Raw genomic sequence first — 26,176 nt, forward strand, 5'->3', positions numbered from 1 at the left:
CCCCGCCCGGAAACACTTCCGGGCGGGGGCGCCGCAGGTGAGGCTTGTTACGTTGCCAAGCACGAGGCCAGGCACGTGCCCTTAGAGACCGAGGTCGACCTCGAACTCGCCGGCCTCCAGGATCGCCTTGACGGCCGTCAGGTAACGGGCCGCGTCGGCGCCGTCCACCAGACGGTGGTCGTAGGAGAGCGTCAGGTACGTCATGTCGCGGACGCCGATGACGGTGCCCTCGGCGGTCTCGATGACGGCCGGACGCTTGACCGTGGCACCGATGCCCAGGATGGCGACCTGGTTCGGCGGCACGATGATCGTGTCGAACAGCGCACCGCGCGAACCGGTGTTGCTGATGGTGAAGGTCGCGCCGGCCAGCTCGTCCGGGGTGATCTTGTTGCCGCGGACCTTGCCGGCCAGCTCGGCCGTGGCCTTGGAGATACCGGCGATGTTCAGGTCGCCCGCACCCTTGATGACCGGCGTCATCAGACCCTTCTCGGAGTCCACGGCGATGCCGATGTTCTCCGAGTCGAAGTACGTGATGGTGCCCTCGTCCTCGTTGATCCGGGCGTTGATGACCGGGTGGGCCTTCAGCGCCTGGGCCGCCGCCTTCACGAAGAACGGCATCGGGGACAGCTTGACGCCCTCACGGGCGGCGAACGCGTCCTTGGCACGGGCGCGCAGCTTCATCAGCTTGGTGATGTCGACCTCGACGACCGAGGACAGCTGGGCCTGGCCGTGCAGCGCCTTCATCATGTTGTCGCCGATGACCTTGCGCATGCGGGTCATCTTGACGGTCTGACCGCGCAGCGGGGAGACCTCGAGGGCCGGGGCGGCCTTCGGCGCGGCGGCGGCCGGAGCGGCGGCGACCGGGGCCGGGGCGGCCTTCTTGGCCTCGGCGGCCGCGAGGACGTCCTGCTTGCGGATACGGCCGCCGACGCCGGTGCCCTTGACGGACGCCAGGTCGATGCCGTTCTCGGAGGCCAGCTTGCGGACCAGCGGCGTCACGTAGGCGCCGTCGTCCACCGGCTGAGCGGCGGGGGCCGGAGCGGCCGGGGCGACCGGAGCCGGGGCGGCCACCGGGGCGGCGGGCGCGACCGGAGCCGGAGCGGCGACCGGGGCGGCCGGAGCGACCGGGGCGGGAGCCGGGGCCGGGGCGGCCGGAGCCACCGGGGCCGGGGCGGCGGCGGCCGGAGCCGGAGCGGCCGGAGCCGGAGCGGCGGCCGGGGCGGCACCCGCGGCGCCGATGACGGCCAGCTTGGCGCCGACCTCGGCGGTCTCGTCCTCGGCGACGACGATCTCCAGGAGGACACCCGAAGCCGGGGCCGGGATCTCGGTGTCGACCTTGTCCGTGGAGACCTCGAGCAGCGGCTCGTCGGCCTCGACGGTCTCGCCGACCGACTTCAGCCAGCGGGTCACGGTGCCCTCGGTGACGGACTCGCCGAGCGCCGGCAGGACGACGTCCGTACCGGTCGCGCCACCGGCGGGAGCGGCGGCCGGAGCGGCGGCGGGAGCCGGAGCGGCGGGGGCCTCGGCCACGGGGGCCGGAGCGGCCGGGGCGGCGGGGGCCTCGGCAGCGGCGGCGGCCGGAGCCGGCGCGGCGGCCGGAGCGCCGGAGCCGTCGTCGATGATGGCGAGCTCGGCGCCGACCTCGACGGTCTCGTCCTCGGCCACCTTGATGGAGGCCAGGATGCCCGACGCGGGCGCCGGGATCTCGGTGTCGACCTTGTCGGTCGAGACCTCGAGCAGCGGCTCGTCGGCCTCGACACGCTCACCCTCGGCCTTGAGCCAGCGGGTGACGGTGCCCTCGGTGACGCTCTCGCCGAGCGCCGGCAGGGTTACGGAAACCGACATGGTTTCAGTTGCTCCTAACGAATTGCGGGAAGTGGTCGTCGCGCCCGTTGATGACGTGAGCGTCAGTCGTGGGAGTGCAGAGGCTTGCCGGCCAGCGCCAGGTGCGCCTCGCCGAGAGCCTCGTTCTGCGTCGGGTGGGCGTGGATCAGCTGCGCGACCTCCGCCGGCAGCGCCTCCCAGTTGTAGATCAGCTGCGCTTCGCCGACCTGCTCGCCCATGCGGTCACCGACCATGTGGACGCCGACCACGGCACCGTCCTTGACCTGGACGAGCTTGATCTCGCCCGCGGTCTTCAGGATCTTGCTCTTGCCGTTGCCCGCGAGGTTGTACTTCAGGGCGACGACCTTGTCCGCGCCGTAGATCTCCTTGGCCTTGGCCTCGGTGATGCCGACGGAGGCGACCTCGGGGTGGCAGTACGTCACCCGGGGCACGCCGTCGTAGTCGATCGGAACGGTCTTCAGACCGGCAAGCCGCTCCGCGACGAGGATGCCCTCGGCGAAGCCGACGTGCGCGAGCTGGAGCGTCGGGACGAGGTCGCCGACCGCCGAGATCGTCGGCACGTTCGTACGCATGTACTCGTCGGCCAGGACGTAGCCGCGGTCCATCGCGACGCCCTGCTCCTCGTAGCCGAGACCGGCCGAGACCGGGCCGCGGCCGATGGCGACGAGCAGGACCTCGGCCTCGAAGGTCTTGCCGTCGGCCAGGGTGACCTTGACACCGTTCTCGGTGTACTCGGCGGACTGGAAGAAGGTGCCGAGGTTGAACTTGATGCCGCGCTTGCGGAACGCGCGCTCAAGAAGCTTGGAGCTGTTCTCGTCCTCGACCGGGACCAGGTGCTTCAGGCCCTCGATGACCGTCACGTCGGTGCCGAAGGACTTCCACGCCGAGGCGAACTCGACGCCGATGACACCGCCGCCGAGGATGATCGCCGACTCCGGGACACGGTCCAGGGTCAGGGCGTGGTCGGAGGAGATGATCCGGTTGCCGTCGATCTCCAGGCCGGGGAGCGACTTCGGTACGGAACCGGTGGCGAGGAGGACGTGACGACCCTCGACGCGACGGCCGTCCACGTCGACGGAGGTCGGGGAGGAGAGCCGGCCGTGGCCCTCGATGTACGTCACCTTGCGGGAGGCGACGAGACCCTGCAGACCCTTGTACAGGCCCGAGATCACGTCGTCCTTGTACTTGTGCACGGCCTTGATGTCGATGCCCTCGAAGGTGGCCTTGACACCGAACTGCTCCGCCTCGCGCGCCTGGTCGGCGACCTCGCCGGCGTGGAGCAGGGCCTTCGTGGGGATGCAGCCGTTGTGCAGGCAGGTGCCGCCGAGCTTGTTCTTCTCGATCAGTGCGACGTCCAGGCCCAGCTGCGCTCCGCGCAGCGCCGCGGCGTAACCGCCGCTACCGCCGCCGAGGATCACTAGGTCGAAAACGGTGCTGGCGTCGTTCGCCACGTCACGTCCTCCATGCATGTGCGCTCGTCGCCGGTCTCCTGTGACCGGGCGGCGGCTGGTGTCCGGCCGCTTTTATGTCGGCCCTGTGGTGGGGGCCCTGTCCTGCCGAGAACCCATCTTCGCACTTGTTGCCGGAAGGCGGGACGCGGGGCCGGTGTGTGAGACCGGCCGATCGCCCGTACGGACAGGTAACCGGGCCGTACGAACGTACGGATTTCGTCGAGGGTGAACACGCGCGGCCCCGGGACCGGGGTCCGGGGGCCGCGCTCCGTGTCACCGGACGGGTCAGAGCTCGCCGTCGGCGGTCTTCTCCGCCAGCTTCACCAGCGTGCGGACCGAGGAGCCGGTGCCGCCCTTCGGGGTGTAGCCGTACGGGGCGCCCTCGTGGAAGGCCGGGCCGGCGATGTCGAGGTGGGCCCAGGTGATGCCCTCGCCGACGAACTCCTTCAGGAAGAGACCGGCGACCAGGCCGCCGCCCATCCGCTCGCCCATGTTGGCGATGTCGGCGGTCGGGGAGTCCATGCCCTTGCGCAGGTCGGCGGGGAGCGGCATCGGCCAGGAGGCCTCGCCGACCTCCTCGGCGGTCTCGTGGATCGCCGTGCGGTAGTCGTCGTCGTTGGCCATGATCCCGAAGGTGCGGTTGCCGAGGGCGAGCACCATCGCGCCGGTCAGGGTCGCCACGTCGACGATCGCGTCCGGGTTCTCCTCCGAGGCGCGGGTCAGCGCGTCGGCCAGGACAAGACGGCCCTCGGCGTCGGTGTTGAGGACCTCGACGGTCTTGCCGCTGTACATCCGCAGCACGTCGCCGGGGCGGGTGGCGTTGCCGGACGGCATGTTCTCGGCGAGCGCCAGCCAGCCGGTGACGTTGACGGCCAGACCGATCCGCGCGGCGGCGACGACGGCGGCGAACACGGCGGCCGCGCCGCTCATGTCGCACTTCATCGTCTCGTTGTGACCGGCCGGCTTCAGGGAGATGCCGCCCGAGTCGTAGGTGATGCCCTTGCCGACCAGGGCGAGGGTCTTCTCCGCCTTCGGGTGCGTGTACGCGACCCGGACCAGGCGCGGACCGCGGACGGCGCCCTTGCCGACGCCGAGGATGCCGCCGTAGCCGCCCTTGTCGAGCGCCTTCTCGTCGAGCACCTGGACCTTCAGGCCGTGCTCCTTGCCGGCGGCCGTCACGATGGCGGCGAACGTCTCGGGGTAGAGGTCGTTCGGCGGCATGTTGATCAGGTCGCGGGCGCGGTTGATCTCCTCGGACAGCGCCTGCGCGCGCTCCGCGGCGGCCTTGAAGGCCTTGTCGCGGGGCTTGCCGCCGAGCAGGGCGACCTCGCCGAGCGGCTTCTTGGCGTCCTTGGACTCCTGGTACGCGGTGTACGCGTACGCGCCGAGCAGCGCGCCCTCGGCGATCGCCTCGGCGTCCTCGGTGGAGGCGACGGGCAGCGCGAAGGCGGCCTTCTTGGCGCCGTGCAGGGTGCGGGCGGCGGTACCGGCGGCGCGGCGGAGCGTCTCGGCGCGGTACGACGCGCCGTCCTCGGGCACGGAGCCCAGACCGACGGCGAGCACGACGGGGGTCTTCAGACCCGCGGGGGAGGGCAGCTTGGTCGCCTCACCCTCGGCACCCGCAGCGCCCAGGGTCTCCAGGACGGCGGCCAGCTTCCCGTCGAACGCCTTGTCCACGGCCTCGGCGCCGGGCGCGACGACCAGGCCCTTGCCGGACTTGGCGACACCGACGACAAGAGCGTCCGCGCGCAGCGTCGCGGCGCCGGCTGTGCTGAGAGTGAGAGCAGTCACGGTGGTGAAATCTCGCTTCCATTGAGTTCTGTGGCGGTCGAGGGATGGGCCGACCATGCCCGCCGCATCGTATTTCGGCCCGGAGAGCGCCGAGAACGAGCCTACGCTCGCTCTTCGTGTTCGCTCACGGCGACGGTGATTCACTCATCCGTGGTGTCTCTTTCACGTTTACCCCTCAGAGTCGGTGAGCTCGTCCACACTCGCCTCATTCGCGCAAGGGCAGCACACGCTCCTTTGCATCATCCGCATCATCTCCACAGGTCCTCCGCGTCCGGCGGGCCTGTCGAGGGGGGACACCACACGATGGACTCTGCCGGATCCCGCATGCCCAGAACCGCCAGGACCGCCGCGATGGTCGCCGCCGCGCTCCTCGCGACCGTCGTTCCCTCGGCCGGGGCGAGCGCCGCCGCGCCGCCCGTGCCTCGGGTCGACCTCACCGTGCTCGTGGTCGATGACGGCGGCAGCGCCGTGCAGGCGATCGTCGCCGAGCTGCGCTCCACCGGCGTCCCGTACCGCCGGGTCGATCTGGCCGATTCCGGTCGCCCGGTCATCAACGCCGCCTTCCTCAGCGACACCGTCTCGGGGCGCCCCCGGGCCAAGTACCAGGGCGTCGTGCTGCCGCACGAGTCGGCGTTCGGGCCCGACTCCGCCGAGCAGGCCGCGCTCGCGGCGTACGAGACGACCTTCAAGATCCCGCAGGTCGACGCGTACACCTGGTCCCACCCGGGCGTCGGCCTCGACTACACCAACGAGGGCGGCTACTCCGGCTCCCTCGACGGGGCCACCGCCGACCTCACCGCCGCCGGCAAGGCCGGGCCCTTCCGGTACCTCGACGGGGCGGTGACCTTCGAGGACAACGACGCCGCCATCACCGAGAGCTACGGCTACGCGGGCCGCCCGCGCGCGGGCTTCACCAGCCTCCTCGACGTGCCGGTGTCGGGCGGCGGACGGGCCAGCCTGATCGGCGAGTACGCCCACGACGGGCGCCGCGAACTCGTCGTCACCTTCGCCTACAACCAGTACCAGCGGCAGTTCCGGGTCCTCGCGCGCGGCATCGTCGAGTGGCTCACCGAGGGCGTCCACCTCGGCCAGAGCCGTAACTACTTCTCCGTCCACGTCGACGACGTCTTCGCCCCCGACGCCCGCTGGGACACCGCGCGCAACTGCACCCCGGGCGACTTCGACTGCCCCGGCGGCGACGGCGAGGCCGGCGAGAACCCGGTCCGGATGACCGCCGCCGACGCCACGTACGCCGCCGCCTGGCAGAAGGCCGCCGGCTTCACGCTCGACATGGTCTACAACGGCGGCCAGGGCGAGCAGTGGAAGACCGAGCACGCCGGCGCCGACCCGCTCGCCGCCAAGCTGATCGCCGACCGCGCCCAGTACCGCTGGATCAACCACACCTACACGCACCCCTTCCTCGGCTGCGTCCAGGACACCAGCACCGTCCCCTGGCAGTGCGCGAAGACCGCGGCCGGAGCCACCCAGTGGACCAGCCGCAGCACCATCGCCGCGCAGATCCGCGACAACCACAACTGGGCCGTCGCCAAGGGCATCTCCGTCGACCGCACCGAACTCGTCACCGGCGAGCACTCCGGCCTGAAGACCTCGCCGCAGCAGCCCGTGGACAACCCGTACCTGGCCGGCGCGCTCGCCGACAACGGCGTGAAGTGGATCGCCAGCGACAACTCCCGCGAGCCCCAGCAGCGGGCGGTCGGCGCGGCGAAGACCGTCCCGCGCCACCCGATGAACGTGTACTACAACGTGGGCACCGCCGCCGAGATGGCCGACGAGTACAACTGGATCTACACCTCGCGGGCCGACGGCGGCAGCGGGATCTGCGAGTCCAACCCGGCCTCCACCTGCCTGCCCGCCCCGCTCGACACCGCCACCGGGTACGCCGCCCACATCGTCCCGCAGGAGGCCCGCACGGCCCTCTCGCACGTGGTCGCCAACGACCCGCGCCCGCACTACGTCCACCAGTCCAACCTGGCCGAGGACCGCATCCTCTACCCCGTCCTCGACCGGGTCCTCGCCGACTACCGGGCCCTGTACGCCGACAACGCCCCGCTGGTGAATCCTCGTCAGCGCGACGTCGGCACCGAGCTCGACCGCCGTGCCGCCTGGGACCGGGCGCTCGCGGCCGGTCAGGTCACGGCGTACCGCATCGGCACCGCCGTCACCGTCAAGGCGCCCTCCGGAGTGACCGCCCCGGTCACCGTCCCCGAGGGGACGCGTAAGCAACTCCTGCTCGGTACGGCGGTGTTCGGCACGGCCTACGCGGGAGCGCGCTCGGCCTGGACCGCCCCCGAGGCGCTCCAGTCCACGACCACGCTCAAGCTCCCGACGGCCTGACGACGACCGTACGACCGTACGAACCGACCACCGTACGTTCTGGGGGGAAACGCACATGCCGAGCCGTGGCCGTCACGTCACCATGCTCACCGAAGGCACCTATCCGCACGTGCACGGGGGAGTCAGCACCTGGTGCGACCAGCTCGTGCGGGGCATGCCCGAGGTCGACTTCGAGATCCTCGCCCTCACCGGCAACGGCCGCGAACCCGTGACCTGGGAGCTGCCGTCGAACATCTCCCGTCACACCGCCTTCCCGCTCTGGGGCTCCGCCCCGGAGCGGGGGCGGGCCCCACGGGGCCGTGAGCGGCGCCGCTTCACCGACACCTACGAGCGCTTCCTGCTCTCCATCCTCGACCCCGACGCCGGCTGCGACTTCGGCGAGGGCCTCTACGCCCTCGCCGCGCTCGCCCGGCGCGGCGGACTGACCGCCGCGCTGCGCTCCGAAGGCGCGCTGCGCTCCCTGATGTGGATCTGGACCATGCCGCATCTGCCGACCGCGGCCGCCCGGCCCACGGTCCACGACGCGCTCACCGCGACCGACTTACTCGAACACGCGCTGCGTCCGCTCGCCGCCCGGATATCCGACGGCAGCGTCGCGCACGCGGTCTCCAGCGGCCTCGCGACGCTGCCGGCGCTCGCCGCCCAGCACTTCGAAAGGGTGCCCTTCCTGCTCACCGAACACGGCATCTATCTCCGCGAGCGCTACCTCGGCTACCGCACCGAGGCCCAGCGCTGGCCCGTCAAGGCCCTGATGCTCGGCTTCTACCGCGAGCTCAACACCCTCGGCTACCGCAAGGCCGACCTGATCACCCCCTGCAACCAGTACAACCGGCGCTGGGAGGAGCGCGGTGGCGCCCCCACCGCCCGGATCCGGACCGTCTACAACGGCGTCGACCCGCACGCGTTCCCCTACGCGGGGCCCGAGCCGGAGGTTCCCACCCTCAGCTGGTGCGGACGTGTCGACCCGATCAAGGATCTGGAGACGCTGATCAGGGCGTACGCGATCTCCCGCGCCGAACTCCCGGAGCTGCGGCTGCGGTTGTTCGGCCCGGTCCCGGCGGGCAACGAGGACTACCGCACCGGCCTGGAGAAGCTCGCCGCCGAGCTGGGTGTGACCGACGGGATCACCTTCGAGGGCCGGGTCTCCGACGTGGCCGGCGCGTACGCGGCCGGGAGCGTGGTGATGCTCTCCTCGATCAGCGAGGGGTTCCCGTTCTCGCTGATCGAGGCGATGTCCTGCGGCCGGGCCACGGTCTCCACCGATGTCGGCGGGGTACGCGAGGCCGTCGGCGACACCGGGATCGTCGTCCCGCCCCGCGAGCCCGCCGTGATGGCCGCGGCCGTCACGGAGCTGCTGCGGGAAGGGGAGCGCAGGGCCGAACTGGGGCGCAGGGCCCGGCAGCGGGTCGTCGACCGGTTCACCCTGCACCGCTCGGTGGACGGCTTCCGCCGGATCTACCTGGAACTGGCCGGCGAGCCGCCCGTGCCCACCGCGCCGGAGCCCTCGGAGGACTGGACCGTGCTGCTCACCGACCCCTGGCGGCCTGAACTCGTCGGCGGGGGGTCCCTGTCATGAGCGGTTCCCTCTGGCTGAAGAACGGCACGATGCGGGACACCCTGCCGGTGATCCCGCGCCAGCGGGTGGCGGGGGCGGGGATCCTCGCCGCCGACCCCGTCGACGAACTCGCGGACCGGCTGGCCGGGTTGGCGGCGGTCGCGGTGCATCCGGACGAGATCGCCGCGATCCTGGAGTCCGACGGCATGACGGACGACCACATCCGGCTCACCTACGGCCGCGCCGACTCGTTCGCCCTCGCCGAGGACCTCTACGCGCGCGTGGAGCGGCGCCACCCCGAGCCGGAGGCCCCGCCCGCGGGGCCTTGGCACCACGGCCTCGGCGGCTGTCTGCTGCGGGGCGTCGTCTTCGCCCTGCCCGGGCTCGCGTACGTCCTGGGGGCCCCGCTGTTCGGCGGTGCGGGAACGGTTCCCCTGCTCGCGGGGGCGGTGGCGGGCTGGGTCTGGAACCAGGCCCTGTCGCACCGCGCGTACACCTGGCTCGGGCTCGGTGACCGGGACTCCGCCGTCCGCAGCCTGCGCGTCGGCGCCCCGGCGGGCGCGCTCGTCGGCTCGGCGGTCGCCCTCGCGGTGGCAGGGCCCGGCGAGTGGCCGGTCGTCGTGTTCGCCACGGGCCAGTCGCTCTACCTGGCGGCCGCGACCGTCCTCCTCGTCCTCGGCCGCGAACGCGCCCTGCTCTGCGCCCTCGCCCCGCTGGCGGGCGCGGTCCCGGCGTTCCGGTACGACGTCCCGGACGTCCTGAGGGCCGGCCTCCCGGCCCTCTCCCTGGCGGCGGCGATCACCTTCGCTGCCCTGGTGCTGCGGGGCGGGGGCGTACGGAGCCCCGCCCCCCGCCGCCCCCGCTCGGGCCCGCCGCTCCTCGCCTCCGTCCCGTACGGGCTCTTCGGGCTCGGGACCGGGTTGCTCGTGCTGTACGCGGGCGGTGACGAGGCGCTCGTCACCGGGGCGGGGCCCGTGCTTGCGCTGACGCTCTCCATGGGGCCCGCCGAGTGGCTGCTGCACCGGTTCCGGCGCCTGAGCGTCGCCGGGCTGCGGACCCTGACCAGTGCGCGCGAGTTCCGGCGGGCGGCTGCGGGGGCCCTCGCGCAATGCCTCGGCGCGTACCTCGCCGTGCTCCTCGCCCTGGCCGTCGTGGGCGTCCTGCTGTGGCCCGGAGCCCCCGGGCCCGACGGGGCCGGGCTGTCGGGGCTGCTGCTCGTCGGGGTGGTGCTCTGGCTCGGGCTGCTGCTCCAGGCCTTCGGCGCGGTGCGCGGCGCGGCCGCCGTGTGCACGCTCGCGGCCGCGGCCCAGACCCTCGCCCCGTCCTCGGGGCCGCTGGTCGCGGGGGCGGCGGCCGCCGCCATGGCCGTCCTGACCTGCGCCCTGCTCGTCCGACCGACCGCCCACCGTGTCTGAGGAAGGCTCGTGAACGCCCCCAGCCCCACCCTTCTCGTGCCCTTCTACGAGCACCCGGCCGACCGCCCCGACGCCTGGGAGGCCGTGGTCGAGGCGGCGCCGTCGCTGTACGGCGTCGTCCTCAACCCGGCGAACGGCGCGGGCACCGCCCCCGACCCCGCGTTCGCCGCCCTCGCGGCCCGGCTCCGCACCGCGGGCGTCCGCGTCCTCGGCTACACCGACACCGCGTACGGGCGCCGCCCGCACGGCGAGGTCGTCGCCGAGCTGCTGCGCCACCGCGACTGGTACGGAGCCGACGGCGCCTTCCTCGACCAGGTGCCGACCGCGCCCGAGGCGCTCGGCCATGTGCGCCGCATCGGCGTCGCCGCCCGCGCCGCCGGGGCCCGCACCCTGGTCCTCAACCACGGCGCCCACCCCGACCCCGGCTACGCCGAACTCGCCGACCTGCTGGTCACCTTCGAGGGCCCCTGGGACTCCTACCGGGGCCTCGACCTGCCGGTCGCCGACCACTACTGCCACCTGGTCTACGCGGCCCCCCGCGACGCCCTCCCGACCACCCGGGTCCACTGCGCGGTCCCGGGCACGGGCGCCCACCCCTGGGGCACGCTCCCGCACGCCTTGGACCGCGTCGCTGGTCCCTAGAGGCCCAGCGTCAGCGCCACGAGCACCGCCGTGGCCGCCGTCTCCTCGACCGCGCCGAAGACGTCGCCCGTCACCCCGCCGAACCGCCGGACGCAGCGGCGCAGCAGCAGGGCCGCCGCCGCGAGGCCCACGCCCGCCGCGAGGACGTGGCGCAGGGCGTCGTACGGGGAGAACAGCGCGGCCGTCGCGGCGCACGCCGCCAGGACGGCCGCCGTGACCAGGGCCGCGGCGCGGACCGGGACGGTGCCGGCGACCATCGCGCCCAGGCCCTCGGGGCGGGCCGCCGGGATGCCCTCGCGGGAGGCGTGGGTCAGGGCGAGGCGGGCGACGGTCGCGGCGAGGGCGGCGCCGACGGTGCCGTACGCCCAGCCCTCCTCGTACAGCTGGTACAGCGCGGCGACCTGGGCGAGCAGGACGAAGAGGAGCGTGATCACGCCGAACGGGCCGATGTCCGACTGCTTCATGATCCGCAGCGCGTCCTCGGCGGGCTTCGCGCTGCCGAGCCCGTCCGCCGTGTCCGCGAGCCCGTCCAGGTGGAGGCCGCGGGTCATCAGCGCGGGGACGGCCGTCGTGGCGACCGCGGCGAGCAGCGGTCCCGAGCCGAGCAGCAGGAGCACCCCGCCGAGCGCGGCCGCGAACAGGCCGAGGACGAGGCCCGCGAGCGGGGCCCAGAGCATGCCGGCGCGCGCCGCGTCCCGGTCCCAGCGGGTGATGCGGGCGGGCAGCACGGTGAGGGTGCCGAAAGCGAAACGCAGGCCGTCCATCCGGGCAGGGTAAGGCAGAGCCTCACGAGGTAAATTGCGCATCACGTACAAATCGGAAGCGGGTGGCATGGGTCACTGGTTCTACCGCAACTTCGTCGAGCCGGGGAAGCTCCCGCTGCTCATCGCCCTTGCCTCCTTCATGATCACCTTCCTGGTCACGCGGACCATCGTGCGGATGATCCGGGCCGGGAAGGGCCCGTTCGGCAATGTGAAGTCCGCCGGCGGGCTGCACATCCACCATGTCGTGCCGGGTGTCGTCCTCACCGTCGTCGGTGGCTTCGGCGCGGTCGCCAGCGGCCGGGAAGGCGTCACGGCCTGCGTCTTCGCGGCGGTCTTCGGGATCGGCGCGGGCCTCGTCCTGGACGAGTTCGCGCTGATCCTGCACCTCGACGACGTCTACTGGAGCGACCAGGGCCGCCAGAGTGTCGAGATGGTCGTGTTCACCGCCGCCCTGGTCATGCTGGTCCTCGGCGGCTTCTCGCCGCTGGGGGTCAACGAACTGACCCCGGACGAGCGGCAGAACCGGGGCACCTTCGTCCTGACGCTCCTCGTGAACTTCCTCTTCGTCCTGATCACGCTGGTCAAGGGGAAGTTCCGGCTCGCCGTCATCGGCACGCTCGTGCCGTTCGTCGCGATCGTCGGCGCCGTCCGCCTCGCCCGGCCCGGCTCCTGGTGGTCCCGCCACCTCTACCGCCGGCGCCACCGCGCCCGCGCCAAGTCCCGGCTGCGCACCTACCGGCACGACCGGCGCTGGGACAAGGTGCGGCGGCGCACTCAGGACGTGATCGGCGGCTTCCAGGAACGGGTCCCGGGTCGCAACTCCGGCTCGGGGTCCGCAGGGTCCTCGGGGTCTTCAGGGTCTTCGGGGTCCGCCCCGCCGCCCGGCCCCGGCGGTGGGGACTGACGGCGCTCGCGCCAGGCCATGACCGCGATCAGCACGAGCACGGCGGCTATCGCCGCGAGGTGCTCCTTGCCCGCGAGGTTGCTCTTGATCAGCACCTCCACCACCATCGCGACGACCACGAGCGCCCCGGTCCACCGCGCGCGGTAGCGCCAGCAGACGTACACCGCGAGGCCGACCACCGCCGCCGACGGGCCCGTGTCCACGACCCGCGCGTCGGAGGCGGGCAGCCCCAGCGGGTTGTCCGGGCCGAGCGCGATGCCCACGCGCGCGTACAGCGTCCCGGCCAGCGTCGAGAGGTACGCGATGGCGAGGGTCCGCCACCGCCCCAGACAGATCTCGGCGATACCGAAGACCAGCAGGATCTGCGCCAGCGCGCCCCACACCGGCAGATCGAGCGCGGGGACGAAGAGCGAGAGCGGGGTACGCAGCAGGGCCAGCCACACCGGGTCCTCGGCGCGCACGGACCCGATGTTCTGGACCGGCTGGTAGCCCCAGTCCTGGTTCTGCACGATCTGGAAGAGGGCCGTGAGGCAGACGGCCGCAAGGGTCATCGGGATGGCGCGCCACTTCTTGGTGACGAGCGCGTCCCGTACGGCGGTGTACAGCGGCCCCCACTCGCGGCGGGCGAAGCCCTTCAGCGCGGACTTCACCGCCGGCCCTCCAGGTGCTTGCGGTGCATCCACTTCGGCAGCCCGGGGGCCTCCAGGAAGCCCTCGGCGCGGCCGGCGGCGAGGCCGATGCGGAGCAGGTCGGCGCTCTTCTCGAAGAGCATGAAGCGGGGCTCCCAGATCGGTCGGTACTTGGCGTTGGCGCGGTACAGCGACTCGATCTGCCACCAGCGGGAGAAGAAGCTGAGCAGCGAACGCCACATCCTCAGCACAGGCCCCGCACCGAGCTTCGAGCCACGTTCGAAGACGGACCGGAACATGGCGAAGTTGAGCGAGACCTGGGTGATCCCGATCTCCTTGGCGCGCTGGAGGAGTTCGATGACCATGAACTCCATCAGGCCGTTCTCGGAGTCCCGGTCGCGGCGCATCAGGTCCAGGGAGAGCCCCTTCGGCCCCCAGGGCACGAAGGAGAGCACCGCCCGCAGCTCGCCGTCCTCGTCGGAGCACTCCAGCATCACGCACCGCCCGTCGCGCGGGTCGCCGAGCCGGCCGAGCGCCATGGAGAAGCCGCGCTCGGTGGCGCCGTCGCGCCAGTCGTCGGCCTTGCGGAGCAGCGCGTCCATCTCGTCGGCGGGGATGTCCTCGTGGCGCCGGATCCGTACCTCGTACCCGGCCCGCTTGACCCGGTTGAAGGCCTGCCGGACGGTCCGCATGGCCCGGCCTTCGAGGGTGAACTCGTCGGTCTCCACGATCGCCTCGTCGCCCAGCTCAAGGGCGTCCAGGCCGTGCCGGGCGTAGATGGTGCCGGCCTCCTCGCTCGCGCCCATGACGGCCGGGATCCAGCCGTGCTCGCGGGCCTCGGCGAGCCACGGCTCGATCGCGCCGGGCCAGGCCTCGGGGTCGCCGATCGGGTCGCCCGAGGCGAGCGAGACCCCGCCGACGACCCGGTAGGCGACGGCGGCCTTCGCGCTGGGGGACCACACGACGCTCTTCTCGCGGCGCAGCGCGAAGTAGCCGAGCGAGTCGCGGTCGCCGTTCTTGTCGAGGAGGGCCCGCAGCTTCTCCTCGTCGTCGTCGGTGAGCGGGTCGACGGCCCGGCGGGAACGGAACGCGGCGTAGAGCACGGCGATGATCAGCAGCGTGGAGAGCACGTTGATGACGACGTTGACCCAGCCGGGGGTGGCGATCCCGTCGAAGGCCGAGTCGTCGGCGGCCAGGGTGATCAGCCGCATCACGCCGTACCGCCAGCGCTCCAGGAAGGTGGAGGTGCCGGTGGAGGTGTTGGTGACGGTGACGAGCACGGCGGCGAGCAGCGAGGTGACGAGCAGGCCGCCGACCGCCACGACGGCGGCCAGCCAGGGGTTGGAGCGGTCGCCCTTCGCGTAGAACTCCTTGCGGCCGAGGATCAGCGCGAGGACGAACGCGGCGGTGAGGACGAGCGAGATCCAGTTCTGGGCGTGCTGCCGGATCTCCGGGAAGAACATCGCGAAGGCGAAGAGCAGCAGGAAGAGCCCGCTGAGGACGATGTTGAGGATCCACGCGGCGCGCTTGCGGCGGCGCATGGTGATCGCCAGGAAGAGCGTGAAGACGCCCGAGGCGAAGCCCGCCGTCAGCATGTACGGAGTGAAGTAGTTGTCCGTGTTGTGCCGACGGAGGTCCTGGCCGAGGGAGACCCACACGGCGCTCAGGAAATTGATGAACGTGACGGCGCGCAGGTACCAGACGGCGAACGCGGCGCTGCGCCGCGAACGGGCCGTGCCCCTGGGCGTTCCTTCGGTGGACAAACGGACCTCTCCCATGAAAAGCGATCATATGGGGCATCGCTCGTCATGGCGGGGCGCCGGAAGCGCCCGCCCGAATGTGGCGGACCTGCTTCCGGCGCCCTGATCCGTCTAGTTCTCCTCGTCCGGCGAGTCCGCCGTGCTGTCCGAGGTGTCCTCCGGAGTGGTCGGCTCCGGCTTCTCGGGCAGCTCCGCCGCCAGTGCGGCGGCGGCCTGGACGAGGGGAAGAGCGAGCAGAGCCCCGGTTCCCTCGCCCACAGTGACGCCGTGGTCGAGCAGCGGGTTGAGTGCCATCCGGTCCAGCGCCTTCGCCTGCGCCGGCTCACCGCTCACCTGACCCGCCAGCCACCAGTCCGGCGCCCGGAACGCCGCCCGCTGCGCCACCAGCGCACAGGCCGCGCCCACCACACCGTCCAGGATCACCGGCATCCGGCGCACCGCGCTCTGCAGCAGGAAGCCCGTCATCGCCGCCAGGTCCGCCCCGCCGACCGCGCCGAGCAGCGCCAACTGGTCGCCCAGGACCGGCCGCGCGCGCCGCAGCGAGTCCCGGACCGCCGCGCACTTGCGCATCCACGCCAGGTCGTCGATGCCCGCCCCGCCCCGGCCGGTGACCACCGAGGCGTCCGTCCCGCACAGGGCCGCGATCAGCGTCGACGCGGGCGTCGTACCGCCCACGCTCAGATCGCCGAGCACCACCAGATCCGTACCGGAGTCGGCCTCCTCGTCCGCGATCGCCACCCCGAGCCGGATCGCCGCCTCGGTCTCCTCGGCGCTCATCGCGTCCTCGATGTCGATCCGGCCGCTGCCGCGCCGCACCCGGTGCCGGACCACCTCGGCGGGCAGCAGCTCCGGCTCGCAGTCCAGACCGGCGTCCACCACCCGTACCGGAACGCCCGCGCTGCGCGCGAGGACCGCGAGCGGGCTCGCCCCGTCGAGCACCGAGCGGACCAGCTCGTACGCCGTGCCGGCCGGGCGGCCCGACACCCCGAGCGAGGCCACCCCGTGGTCGCCCGCGAAGAGCACCGCCTTCGGCTGCTCGATCGCCCGCACCTTGACCGAACCCTGCGCCGCCGAGAGCCACTCGCCGAGCTCGTCGAGCCGGCCGAGCGCGCCGGGCGGAACGATCAGCCGCTCCCGGCGTTCCTCGGCGTCACGCCGCACCCCGCCGTCGGGGCGCTCGATCAGATCGGAGAAGTCGTCCAGGTTCAAGGCTCGTCCTCGTGACGTCGACGTCGGCTGTGGCCAAGCTGTGGCCAATGGGTGATCGAACCCTACCCGCGCAGCACCAGCGCCTGCCCCGAGACGACCAGGAGGACCTGCTCGCACTCGTCCCCGAAGGCCGCGTTCAGCCGCCCCAGCTCGTCCCGGAACCTCCGTCCGGCCGCGCTGGCGGGAACGACCCCCGAGCCCACCTCGTTGGTCACGGTGACGACCGTGCGGGACGTGGCGCGCACCGCCGCCACCAGCTCCTCCACCCGCCTGCGCAGCGCCTCCTGGCCCCCGCTCGCCCACCGCTCGTCCTCCCAGGCGCCCACCTGGTCCATGGCGTCCGTCAGCCACAGCGACAGGCAGTCGATCAGCAGCGCGGGCCCCTCGGTCGCGAGCAGCGGGACGAGGTCGCAGGTCTCCTCCGTACGCCAGGAGCCGGGCCGCCGGTCCCGGTGCAGGGCCACCCGCTGCGCCCACTCCGGGTCCTCCTCCCGGGTCCCGCTCGTCGCCACGTACAGCACCTCGGGGAAGGTCTCCAGGCGCCGCTCGGCCTCCACCGACTTGCCCGAGCGCGCGCCGCCGGTCACCAGCGTGCGGCGCGGCACGTCGGGCACGGCGTGGTACTCGCCGACGTACAGCGTCGTGCCGTCCGGGACCGCCCGCGCCCCCGCCGCCGCGAGCCGCCGGTCCAACTCGCGCCCGTTCGGCACGTCGTGGTCGAGGTGGACGGCGATCACGTCGGTGCTCGCCCCGACCGCCCCGGTCGCCCGCAGCCGCGCCAGCGCGTCCGGCCGGCCCGTGACGTCCATGACGACCATGTCGTACGGCGGCCGGTGGTTCTCCGGCAGACCGGCGGGGGAGCCCCCGGGCGGCAGGTAGAGCAGCCGCTCGCCCTCCGCCGAGGTCACCTCGTACCCCGTACCGGGGGAGTCCATCGGCACCGCCCGCACCCGGTGCCCGCTGATGAGCGTCAACTCGCGTCCGTCCGGCACCCTTCCGGCTGCCGGAAGCCCGGCAGGCACCTCCACCGCGGGCCCGTCGTGCGGGTGCGTGAGCAGCACCTGCCGTACGTTGACCAGCGAGTGCCCCGCCCGGGCTGCGGCCAGCGCGGCCCCCGGCGTCAGGTCGAGCAGCAGCGCCTCGTCCACGAGCAGCGCGGTGGCGGCGCGCGCCCGGGGGCCGCGGGAGGTCGCGCAGACGGCGCAGGGGCATTCGGGGCGGGGGAGCCCGAGGGGGGCGCCGGTGCCGAGCAGAGTCAGTTCCACCCAATGATCCTCCCGCGACACCGCGAGGGGTGCGCGCCCGGCTACGCTGCGGGCAGGAAACCGATCATCCGGTGAGCCTCAGGAGGCGGACATGGCATGGACGTGGCGGTTCGAGAAGGCCGACGGCACGGAGACCGCTCCCTCGGTGGAACCGGAGGACTGGACGACCCAGGGCGACGCCGAGTCCTGGATCGGTGAGGTCTGGAAGGACCTCCTGGAGGGCGGCACGGAACAGGCGTCGCTCTTCGAGGACGACACGAAGATCTACACGATGTCCCTCCGCGAGGCGGCGGAGGGCTAGCAGGACACCGGGGACCGCCCCAGGACGTGCTTGACCACGGCCCCGGCCCTCCGGGGCCGTGCGTCGTTCTCAGCCGCCCCGTACCCCGCACAGGTGCAGCAGCGCCGCCACCCTGCGGTACGGCTCCGTCCGCCCCGCGCGGTCCTCGGCGGTCAGCAGACGTTCCAGCTCCTCGGCGGCCGGCAGGCCCACCTCGCCGGGCACGCCGTCGGTGAAGACCCGTACGCCGTACCAGGTGTGCAGCGGCGCCGCGATCCCCGCGAGCGTCGACGTCAGCGCGTCGAGCCGGTCGGCCCGCACCTTCGCGCCGTTGCGGTCGGTGTACGTGTCCGAGTCGAAGCCGGTCAGCGCGTCCGACCAGGCCCCGGCGAGCCCCGGCCGCATGGCGAGGGCGTCGGCGTTCCGTACGACCAGGGAGAGCAGACCGCCGGGCGCCAGCATCCGGGCGAGCCCGGCGAGCAGCGCGTCCGGCTCGTCCGCGTACATCAGCACGCCGTGGCAGAGCACGACGTCGAAGCTGCCGGGCAGGAAGTGGACGCCCGTCTCGCGGCCGTCGCCCTCGATCAGCCGGACCCGCTCACGGATCCCGGCCGGTTCGGTGGCCAGCGCCTCGCGCGCCGCCTTGAGCAGCTCGGGATCCGACTCCAGGCCGGTCACGGTGTGACCGGCCCTGGCGAGGCGCAGGGCCTGGGTGCCCTGACCCATGCCCGCGTCGAGGATCCGCAGCCGCTGCCCCACCGGGTAGCGGCCGGCTATCTGCTCGTCGAGCTGGCGCGCGACGAGTTCCTGGCGGACCGTTTCGCGCAGCCCGCCGTACCCGCTCGGCCACGGGGAGGAGGCGGCGGCCAGCGGGCCGCTCGCCGTGCCGGACGTGGAGGTGTCCGTGCCGACGTCCGCGCTCAGGGCCGCTCTCCGCGCTTGACCTGCGGCTTCGGCAGTCGCAGTCGGCGCATCTGGAGCGTACGCATGAGGCCGTAGGCCACGGCTCCGCGCTTCGGCTCGTTCGGGAAGCGCTCGTTGAGCAGCTTCTTCAGACGGAGCCAGATGCCGATCGAGTCGATGACGATCATCACGATCACACCGAGCCAGAGCAGCAGCGAGACGTTCTGCAGCACCGGGACGCGGACCATCGACAGCACGAGGATCACCACGGCCATCGGCAGGAAGAACTCCGCGATGGCGAAGCGCGAGTCGACGAAGTCGCGCACGAAGCGGCGGACCGGACCCTTGTCGCGGGCCGGCAGATAGCGCTCGTCACCGCTCGCCAGCGCCTCGCGCTGCCGGGCCAGGTCGGAGCGGCGCGCCTCGCGCTGGCGCTTGGCGGCCTCCTTGCGGTCGGTCGGCACCGTCGCGGCGCGACGGCGCTGGGTCTGCGCCTCACTCCGCTTCGGGGTCGGGCGGCCCTTGGGGGCCTCGGGGTCGCGGGTCTGCTTGGAGAAGTCCACGCTCACCTTGTCGGTGGCGGCCTTCTCTTCCTTGGAACGGCTACGGAACACAAAACCCAGAGTACGTGGTGGGGGGTGTGGACCCCAGTGCGGGCGGGAACGATCTGGTATCGGACCGCGTCTGTGGGGGTACGCACGGACGACACGCACGGTTTCCCCGAGGTCCATCTACTCCCTGGGCCGGAGAGAGCCCGCTCGCAGTCGTCCTTGGGGAGGAGCACATCCGCCCCCGAACAGTGCGGTAATGGAGACAGGGACCGTACTGTGGATCCTGTTGGAGAGCTTGAGCCGAGTCCGTCAGAAGGGGGCGCGCGAAGCCCATGAGCGGTGTCATGAAGCGTATGGGGATGATCTTCCGCGCGAAGGCAAACAAGGCCCTTGACCGGGCCGAGGATCCGCGCGAGACCCTCGATTACTCCTACCAGAAGCAGCTGGAGCTCCTGCAGAAGGTCCGGCGGGGCGTCGCCGACGTGGCGACCTCGCGCAAGCGGCTCGAACTGCAGCTGAACCAGCTCCAGGGACAGTCCTCCAAGCTCGAGGACCAGGGCCGCAAGGCGCTGGCGCTCGGCCGTGAGGACCTGGCCCGTGAGGCGCTCTCCCGGCGCGCCGCCCTGCAGCAGCAGGTGAGCGACCTCGAAGTGCAGCACCAGACGCTGCAGGGCGAGGAGGAGAAGCTCACGCTGGCGGCCCAGCGGCTGCAGGCCAAGGTCGACGCCTTCCGTACGAAGAAGGAGACCATCAAGGCGACCTACACGGCGGCCCAGGCGCAGACCCGGATCGCCGAGTCCTTCTCCGGCATCTCCGAGGAGATGAGCGACGTCGGCGTGGCCATCCAGCGCGCCGAGGACAAGACCGCCCAGCTCCAGGCGCGGGCCGGCGCGATCGACGAGCTGCTCGCCTCGGGCGCGCTCGACGACCAGTCGGGCCTGGCCAAGGACGACATCCAGGCGGAGCTCGACCGGCTCTCCGGCGGTACGGACGTCGAGCTGGAGCTCCAGCGGATGAAGGCGGAGCTGGCCGGAGGCCCGTCGGCCTCGAAGCAGGCCATCGAGGGCGGCAACGGCACGGCCACGCCGCAGGACCAGCAGCAGTCCCAGCCCCGTTTCGACAAGCAGTAGAGCCCGCTGCGACCAGCAGGAACGAGCCCGAAGGAACGCGTCATGATCGTACGGATCATGGGGGAGGGCCAGTGGAAGCTGGCCGACAGCCACTTCGCCGAGCTGAACAAGCTCGACGACGAGCTGCTCACGGAGATGGAGTCGGGGGACGACGAGGGCTTCCGCCGGACCCTGTCCGCGCTCCTCGACGAGGTCCGCCGGATCGGCGAACCCCTCCCCGACGACGCACTGGAACCCTCCGAGCTGATCCTGCCGGCGCCGGACGCGACCCTCGAAGAGGTCCGCGCGATGCTCTCCGACGACGGCCTCATCCCGGGCTGAGCCGGACTCTCCAACAGATCGGTGCCCCGCCCCTCCCCACCGGAGGAGCGGGGCACCGGCGCGTTCCACCCCGTACCGTTGCATGTCGTGACCACCCTCGACAGCGGCTTCCCGCGAGGCCGGCAGTGGCTGCGGGCGCACCCCCTCGCCTTCGACGCGGCGCTCGCGCTCGGCGCGCTCATCTGCATGATCACCGCGTCCTTCGCCGACCCCCACGGCAGCCCGAACGGTCCCACCTTCGGCGACCGCACCCCCGACATCGGCAGCGTGGGCCTCATGGTGATCGGCGCCGCCGCCCTGATCCTGCGGCGCCGCGACCCGCTCGCCGTCCTGGCCTTCACCGGCGCGGTCACCCTCGTCGAGCTGATCGTCGACGACCGGCCCGCGCCCGTCGTGATGAGCGCCGTGATCGCGGTCTACACGGTCGCCGCCCGCACCGACCGGCCCACCACCTGGCGCGTCGGCCTCATCACCATGGCCGTGCTCACCGGCGCCTCGATGCTCTTCGGGCCGACGCCCTGGTACGCGCAGGAGAACCTGGGCGTCTTCGCCTGGACCGGCATGGCCGCGGCCGCCGGTGACGCGGTGCGCAGCCGCCGCGCCTTCGTCGACGCCATCCGGGAGAGGGCCGAGCGCGCCGAGCGGACCCGCGAGGAGGAGGCCCGCCGCCGGGTCGCCGAGGAGCGGCTGCGGATCGCCCGCGACCTGCACGACGTCGTCGCCCACCACATCGCCCTGGTCAACGTCCAGGCCGGAGTGGCCGCCCATGTCATGGACAAGCGGCCCGACCAGGCCAAGGAGGCCCTCGGGCACGTAAGGGCCGCCAGCCGCTCCGCCCTCGACGAGCTGCGGGCCACCGTCGGGCTCCTCCGCCAGTCCGGCGACCCCGAGGCCCCCACCGAACCGGCGCCCGGCCTCACCGTCCTCGACGAGCTCCTCACCACCTTCCGCAACGCCGGCCTCCCCGTGGAGCTGGCCTGCGCCGACGACGACACCGCCCCCCTCAGCCACCGGCCGGGGGGCGCCCCGACGGCGCTCCGGCTGCCGGCGGCCGTCGACCTCGCCGCGTACCGGATCATCCAGGAGGCTCTGACCAATGTGCGCAAGCACGCGGGCCCGGGCGCCAAGGCCGAGGTGAGCGTGATCCGGGTCGGTCGTACGGTTGAGATCACCGTCCTCGACAACGGCGTGCCGCAGCCGACGCCGTCCACCGACACCGGCGGCCACGGGCTGCTCGGCATGCGCGAGCGGGTCACCGCCCTCGGCGGCACGCTGACCGCGGCACCCCGCTACGGCGGCGGCTTCCGGGTCCAGGCGATACTGCCCGCTACGGCCCGTACGGGGGAGGACGCATGACGATCCGGGTACTGCTCGCCGACGACCAGGCGCTGCTCCGCAGCGCCTTCAAGGTGCTCGTGAACTCCGAACCGGACATGGAGGTCGTCGCCGAGGCCGCCGACGGGGCCGAGGCCGTCGCCCTCGCCCGCTCCACCCGGGCCGACGTCGTCCTGATGGACATCCGGATGCCCGGCACGGACGGGCTCGCCGCCACCCGGCTGATCACGGCGGACCCGGAGCTCTCCGACGTACGGATCGTCATGCTGACCACCTTCGAGGTGGACGAGTACGTCGTGCAGTCGCTCCGCGCCGGGGCCTCCGGCTTCCTCGGAAAGGGCGCGGAACCGGACGAACTGCTCAACGCCATCCGGATCGCCGCCGCCGGGGAGGCCCTGCTCTCGCCCGTGGCGACCAAAGGGCTGATCGCCAAGTTCCTCGCCCAGGGCGGCAGTTCGGACCCCGACGGCGAGGACGGCGCGCCGGCGTACTCGCAGCGCCTGGCCGCCCTCACCACCCGGGAGCGCGAGGTCCTCGTCCTCGTCGCCGGCGGGCACTCCAACGACGAGATCGCCGAACGCCTGGAGGTCAGCCCCCTCACGGTGAAGACGCACGTCAACCGGACGATGGCCAAACTCGGCGCCCGCGACCGCGCCCAGCTGGTGGTCACCGCCTACGAGTCGGGGCTGGTACGTCCAAGGGTGGAGTGACGGAGTACCCCGGCGTACTCCAGACGCGGTATGCGCGGCATAAGGAATTGAGCCCCGGGGCCGAGGATCCGTTGCCTCTCATGGCTGATCGTGGATGCGGGCACCCATCACCGCCCGCCTGCCGAGCACGCCACAGAAGAGAGACCCCATGTCCTGGCTGTCAAGATTCAGCCTCGCGCAACGGGCCCTGATCGGGCTGATGTCCATCGTCGCCATCGTCTTCGGGGCGATAGCCATCCCGCAGCTGAAGCAGCAACTGCTGCCCTCGATCGAGCTGCCGATGGTCTCGGTCCTCGCCCCCTACCAGGGCGCGTCCCCCGATGTGGTCGAGAAGCAGGTCGTCGAACCGCTCGAGTCCACGATCAAGGCCGTCGACGGCATCAAGGGCGTCACGTCCACCGCCTCCGAGGGCAACGCCGTCATCATGGCCACCTTCGACTACGGCGACGAGGGCACCAAGCAGCTCGTCGCCGACGTCCAGCAGGCCGTGAACCGCGCGCGCGTCGCGCTGCCCGACGGTGTCGACCCGCAGGTCGTCGCCGGTTCCACCGACGACATCCCGACCGTCGTCCTCGCCGTCACCTCCGACAAGGACCAGCAGGCGCTCGCCGACCAGCTGGAGCGCACCGTCGTCCCCGCGCTTGAGGACATCGACGGCGTCGGCCAGGTCTCCATCGACGGCGTCCAGGACCTCCAGGTCTCCGTCACCCCGAACGACGCCAAGCTCGCGGCGGCCGGCCTGAACGCCGGCAAGCTCGCCGAGGCCATCCGCTCCGGCGGCGGCACGGTGCCGGCCGGCTCGTTCTCCGAGGACGGCAAGAGCCGCACGGTCCAGGTCGGCGGCGGCTTCACCTCGCTGCAGCAGCTCCAGGAGCTGCGGATCAAGCCCGAGCAGGGCAAGGCGGTCCGCCTCGCCGACGTGGCCGAGGTGAAGCAGGAGGAGGCCTCCCGGGTCTCCATCACCCGTACCAACGGCAAGCCGAGCCTCGCCGTGATGGCCACCATGGACAACGACGGCAGCGCCGTCGCCATCTCCGACGCCGTCAAGGAGAAGCTGCCCGAGCTCCGCAAGGACCTCGGCGCGGGCGCCGAGCTGACCGTCGTCTCCGACCAGGGCCCCGCCGTCTCCAAGTCGATCTCCGGTCTGACCACGGAGGGCGCGCTCGGTCTCGTGATGGCCGTCCTGGTGATCCTGGTCTTCCTGACCTCGATCCGCTCCACGCTGGTCACCGCGGTCTCGATCCCGCTCTCGGTCGTCCTGGCCCTGATCGTGCTGTGGACCCGTGACCTCTCGCTCAACATGCTGACCCTGGGCGCCCTCACCATCGCCATCGGCCGGGTCGTCGACGACTCGATCGTGGTCCTGGAGAACATCAAGCGGCACCTCGGCTACGGCGAGGAGCGCCAGTCGGCGATCCTCACCGCCGTCCGCGAGGTCGCGGGCGCGGTCACCTCCTCCACGCTCACCACGGTCGCGGTCTTCCTGCCGATCGGTCTGGTCGGCGGCATGGTCGGGGAGCTGTTCGGCTCGTTCAGCCTGACGGTCACCGCCGCCCTGCTCGCCTCGCTCCTCGTCTCGCTCACCGTCGTCCCGGTCCTCTCGTACTGGTTCCTGCGCGCCCCCAAGGGCACGTCGGAGAACCCGGACGAGGCCCGGCGCCTCGCGGAGGAGAAGGAGAACAAGAGCAGGCTGCAGCGCCTGTACGTCCCGGTCCTGCGGTTCGCGACCCGGCGCCGGCTCACCAGCGTGGCGATCGCGATCGTCGTCCTGGTCGGCACCTTCGGCATGGCCCCGCTCCTGAAGACGAACTTCTTCGACCAGGGCGAGCAGGAGGTCATGTCCATCAAGCAGGAGCTGGCCCCGGGCACCAGCCTGGCGGCGGCCGACGCGGCCGCGAAGAAGGTCGAGCAGGTCATCGCCGACACCGACGGCGTGAAGGACTACCAGGTCACCGTCGGCTCCTCGGGCTTCATGGCCGCGTTCGGCGGCGGCACGGGCGCCAACCAGGCCTCGTACCAGCTGACCCTGGAGGACTCGGCCTCGTACGAGAAGACCCGGGACGCGATCGACGCGGCCCTCGGCAAGCTCGACGGCATCGGCGACACCACGATCGCGGCCGGCGACGGCTTCGGCAGCCAGGACCTCAGCGTGGTGGTCAAGGCCTCCGACGCGGACACCCTGAAGAAGGCTTCCGAGGCGGTCAAGGCCGAGGTCGCCAAGCTCGACGACGTCACCGACGTCCAGAGCGACCTCTCCCAGTCCGTGCCGCGGATCTCCGTCAAGGCGAACGCCAAGGCGGCGGAGCTCGGCTTCGACGACACGACCCTCGGCATGGCCGTCGCCCAGGCGGTCCGGGGCACCCCGGCCGGCAAGGCGATCCTGAATGACACCGAGCGGGACATCGTCCTGACCTCGGCGAACCAGGCCACCACGATGGCGAGCCTGAAGGCGCTGCCGTTCGGCCCGGTCAAGCTCGGCGACATCGCCACGGTCGAGCTGGTCCCCGGCCCGGTCTCGATGACCCGGATCGACGGCTCGCGGGCCGCGACGATCTCGGCCAAGCCGACCGGTGACAACACCGGCGCGGTGAGCACCGAGCTCCAGTCGAAGATCAGCGCGCTCGACCTGCCGGAGGGCGCGACCGCGTCCATCGGCGGTGTCTCCGAGGACCAGTCCGAGGCGTTCCTCAACCTGGGCCTGGCGATGCTCGCGGCCATCGCGATCGTCTTCATGCTGCTGGTCGCGACCTTCAAGTCGCTGATCCAGCCGCTGATCCTGCTGGTGTCGATCCCGTTCGCGGCGACCGGCGCGATCGGTCTGCTCGTGATCACGGGTACGGCGATGGGCGTGCCGGCGATGATCGGCATGCTGATGCTGATCGGCATCGTCGTGACCAACGCGATCGTCCTGATCGACCTGATCAACCAGTACCGGGCGCAGGGCCTGGGCGTCGTCGAGGCGGTCGTCGAGGGCGGCCGGCACCGACTGCGCCCGATCCTGATGACGGCCCTGGCGACGATCTTCGCGCTGCTCCCGATGGCGCTCGGCATCACCGGCGAGGGCGGCTTCATCGCGCAGCCGCTCGCGGTGGTCGTGATCGGCGGTCTGATCACGTCGACGCTGCTGACGCTGCTCCTGGTCCCGACGCTCTACGCGATGGTGGAGCTCCGCAAGGAGCGCCGCGCGAAGAAGAAGGCGGCCAAGAAGGCGAAGAAGGGCAAGAAGGGCGACGGCACCGGCAACCCGGAGCAGCCGGACGTGACCCCCGCGGACGCGACCCTGCTGGACGCGCTGGACGTCTGACGTCCGTACCGGCGCAGGTAGGCCGGTACCGGCCCAGGTAGGCCGAAGGGCGCCCCG

General features: G+C 72.2%; 20 protein-coding genes. 11 read left to right on the plus strand and 9 right to left on the minus strand.

What is annotated here, in order from left to right; all coding sequences use genetic code 11:
* Positions 1-81 precede the first annotated feature (81 nt).
* From sucB to ACWCO8_RS30200, 3 genes are all read right to left on the minus strand, one after another.
* Positions 82-1,845, minus strand: coding sequence for a 2-oxoglutarate dehydrogenase, E2 component, dihydrolipoamide succinyltransferase (sucB, locus tag ACWCO8_RS30190; RefSeq protein ID WP_451034925.1), 1,764 nt, complete (start codon positions 1,843-1,845; stop codon positions 82-84).
* Between the two features lie 62 nt (positions 1,846-1,907).
* Positions 1,908-3,296 carry a dihydrolipoyl dehydrogenase gene (gene lpdA, locus ACWCO8_RS30195; RefSeq protein WP_384518324.1) on the minus strand — a complete coding sequence of 463 codons (1,389 nt, stop codon included), beginning with the start codon at positions 3,294-3,296 and terminating at the stop codon, positions 1,908-1,910.
* Positions 3,297-3,581: 285 nt separating this feature from the next.
* Positions 3,582-5,087: a leucyl aminopeptidase gene (locus ACWCO8_RS30200; RefSeq protein ID WP_362013457.1), complete on the minus strand. Its 1,506-nt coding sequence runs from the start codon at positions 5,085-5,087 to the stop codon at positions 3,582-3,584.
* A gap of 324 nt (positions 5,088-5,411) precedes the next feature.
* On the opposite strand from ACWCO8_RS30200, the gene ACWCO8_RS30205 reads away from it, so the two are divergent.
* The 4 genes from ACWCO8_RS30205 to ACWCO8_RS30220 are packed head-to-tail and all read left to right on the plus strand — an operon-like array spanning position 5,412 to position 11,054.
* Positions 5,412-7,442, plus strand: a complete 2,031-nt coding sequence (locus tag ACWCO8_RS30205; RefSeq protein WP_451034926.1) for a hypothetical protein — start codon at positions 5,412-5,414, stop codon at positions 7,440-7,442.
* Positions 7,443-7,497: 55 nt separating this feature from the next.
* A complete protein-coding gene (gene pelF / locus ACWCO8_RS30210) occupies positions 7,498-9,018 on the plus strand; it encodes a GT4 family glycosyltransferase PelF (RefSeq protein WP_451034927.1) in 1,521 nt (506 codons plus the stop codon).
* Positions 9,015-10,412, plus strand: a complete 1,398-nt coding sequence (locus ACWCO8_RS30215; protein ID WP_451034928.1) for a hypothetical protein — start codon at positions 9,015-9,017, stop codon at positions 10,410-10,412. The genes pelF and ACWCO8_RS30215 overlap by 4 nt, the downstream gene beginning before the upstream one ends.
* Before the next feature lie 9 nt (positions 10,413-10,421).
* The gene (locus ACWCO8_RS30220) at positions 10,422-11,054 is read left to right on the plus strand and encodes a spherulation-specific family 4 protein (RefSeq protein ID WP_451034929.1); all 633 of its coding nucleotides are present in this window, start codon (positions 10,422-10,424) and stop codon (positions 11,052-11,054) included.
* On the opposite strand, the gene cobS is transcribed toward ACWCO8_RS30220, so the two are convergent.
* Positions 11,051-11,818, minus strand: coding sequence for an adenosylcobinamide-GDP ribazoletransferase (gene cobS / locus ACWCO8_RS30225; protein WP_451034930.1), 768 nt, complete (start codon positions 11,816-11,818; stop codon positions 11,051-11,053). The two genes, ACWCO8_RS30220 and cobS, sit on opposite strands and share 4 nt — an antisense overlap.
* A gap of 67 nt (positions 11,819-11,885) precedes the next feature.
* Between cobS and ACWCO8_RS30230 the strand changes: the two genes are divergently transcribed.
* Complete coding sequence (locus ACWCO8_RS30230; protein ID WP_451034931.1) at positions 11,886-12,722, plus strand: hypothetical protein; 837 nt, start codon at positions 11,886-11,888, stop codon at positions 12,720-12,722.
* A 646-nt stretch (positions 12,723-13,368) separates the two neighbouring features.
* On the opposite strand, the gene ACWCO8_RS30235 is transcribed toward ACWCO8_RS30230, so the two are convergent.
* The 3 genes from ACWCO8_RS30235 to ACWCO8_RS30245 all read right to left on the minus strand — a co-directional run bounded on the left by ACWCO8_RS30235 (position 13,369) and on the right by ACWCO8_RS30245 (position 17,585).
* On the minus strand, positions 13,369-15,129 hold the full coding sequence (locus ACWCO8_RS30235) for a phosphatidylglycerol lysyltransferase domain-containing protein (RefSeq protein WP_451034932.1): 1,761 nt from the start codon (positions 15,127-15,129) through the stop codon (positions 13,369-13,371).
* A gap of 93 nt (positions 15,130-15,222) precedes the next feature.
* Entirely contained in the window at positions 15,223-16,320 is a 1,098-nt protein-coding gene (gene cobT, locus ACWCO8_RS30240; RefSeq protein ID WP_451034933.1) for a nicotinate-nucleotide--dimethylbenzimidazole phosphoribosyltransferase, read from the minus strand.
* 62 nt (positions 16,321-16,382) lie between these two features.
* A complete protein-coding gene (locus ACWCO8_RS30245) occupies positions 16,383-17,585 on the minus strand; it encodes a bifunctional adenosylcobinamide kinase/adenosylcobinamide-phosphate guanylyltransferase (RefSeq protein WP_362013440.1) in 1,203 nt (400 codons plus the stop codon).
* Positions 17,586-17,676: 91 nt separating this feature from the next.
* Here ACWCO8_RS30245 and ACWCO8_RS30250 point away from each other — a divergent pair, with 91 nt between their 5' ends.
* A complete protein-coding gene (locus tag ACWCO8_RS30250; RefSeq protein WP_451034934.1) occupies positions 17,677-17,886 on the plus strand; it encodes a hypothetical protein in 210 nt (69 codons plus the stop codon).
* 69 nt (positions 17,887-17,955) lie between these two features.
* Here ACWCO8_RS30250 and ACWCO8_RS30255 read toward each other — a convergent pair whose 3' ends face one another.
* Together ACWCO8_RS30255 and ACWCO8_RS30260 are read right to left on the minus strand one after the other, a co-directional pair.
* The gene (locus ACWCO8_RS30255; protein ID WP_362013610.1) at positions 17,956-18,735 is read right to left on the minus strand and encodes a class I SAM-dependent methyltransferase; all 780 of its coding nucleotides are present in this window, start codon (positions 18,733-18,735) and stop codon (positions 17,956-17,958) included.
* A gap of 50 nt (positions 18,736-18,785) precedes the next feature.
* Positions 18,786-19,382, minus strand: a complete 597-nt coding sequence (locus ACWCO8_RS30260) for a DUF3043 domain-containing protein (RefSeq protein WP_451034935.1) — start codon at positions 19,380-19,382, stop codon at positions 18,786-18,788.
* A gap of 269 nt (positions 19,383-19,651) precedes the next feature.
* Here ACWCO8_RS30260 and ACWCO8_RS30265 point away from each other — a divergent pair, with 269 nt between their 5' ends.
* The 5 genes from ACWCO8_RS30265 (at position 19,652) to ACWCO8_RS30285 (ending at position 26,119) form a co-directional block, all read left to right on the plus strand.
* Positions 19,652-20,449 (plus strand): PspA/IM30 family protein, encoded by a 798-nt coding sequence (locus tag ACWCO8_RS30265; protein ID WP_362013434.1) that lies wholly within the window; start codon positions 19,652-19,654, stop codon positions 20,447-20,449.
* 42 nt (positions 20,450-20,491) lie between these two features.
* Positions 20,492-20,770 (plus strand): PspA-associated protein PspAA, encoded by a 279-nt coding sequence (pspAA, locus tag ACWCO8_RS30270; RefSeq protein ID WP_451034936.1) that lies wholly within the window; start codon positions 20,492-20,494, stop codon positions 20,768-20,770.
* An 87-nt stretch (positions 20,771-20,857) separates the two neighbouring features.
* Positions 20,858-22,126: a sensor histidine kinase gene (locus ACWCO8_RS30275; protein WP_451034937.1), complete on the plus strand. Its 1,269-nt coding sequence runs from the start codon at positions 20,858-20,860 to the stop codon at positions 22,124-22,126.
* Entirely contained in the window at positions 22,123-22,815 is a 693-nt protein-coding gene (locus tag ACWCO8_RS30280) for a response regulator (RefSeq protein WP_451034938.1), read from the plus strand. The genes ACWCO8_RS30275 and ACWCO8_RS30280 overlap by 4 nt, the downstream gene beginning before the upstream one ends.
* Positions 22,816-22,963: 148 nt before the next feature.
* Complete coding sequence (locus ACWCO8_RS30285; RefSeq protein ID WP_451034939.1) at positions 22,964-26,119, plus strand: efflux RND transporter permease subunit; 3,156 nt, start codon at positions 22,964-22,966, stop codon at positions 26,117-26,119.
* Positions 26,120-26,176 lie beyond the last annotated feature (57 nt).

The sequence above is a fragment of the Streptomyces sp. NPDC001927 genome (assembly GCF_053594455.1).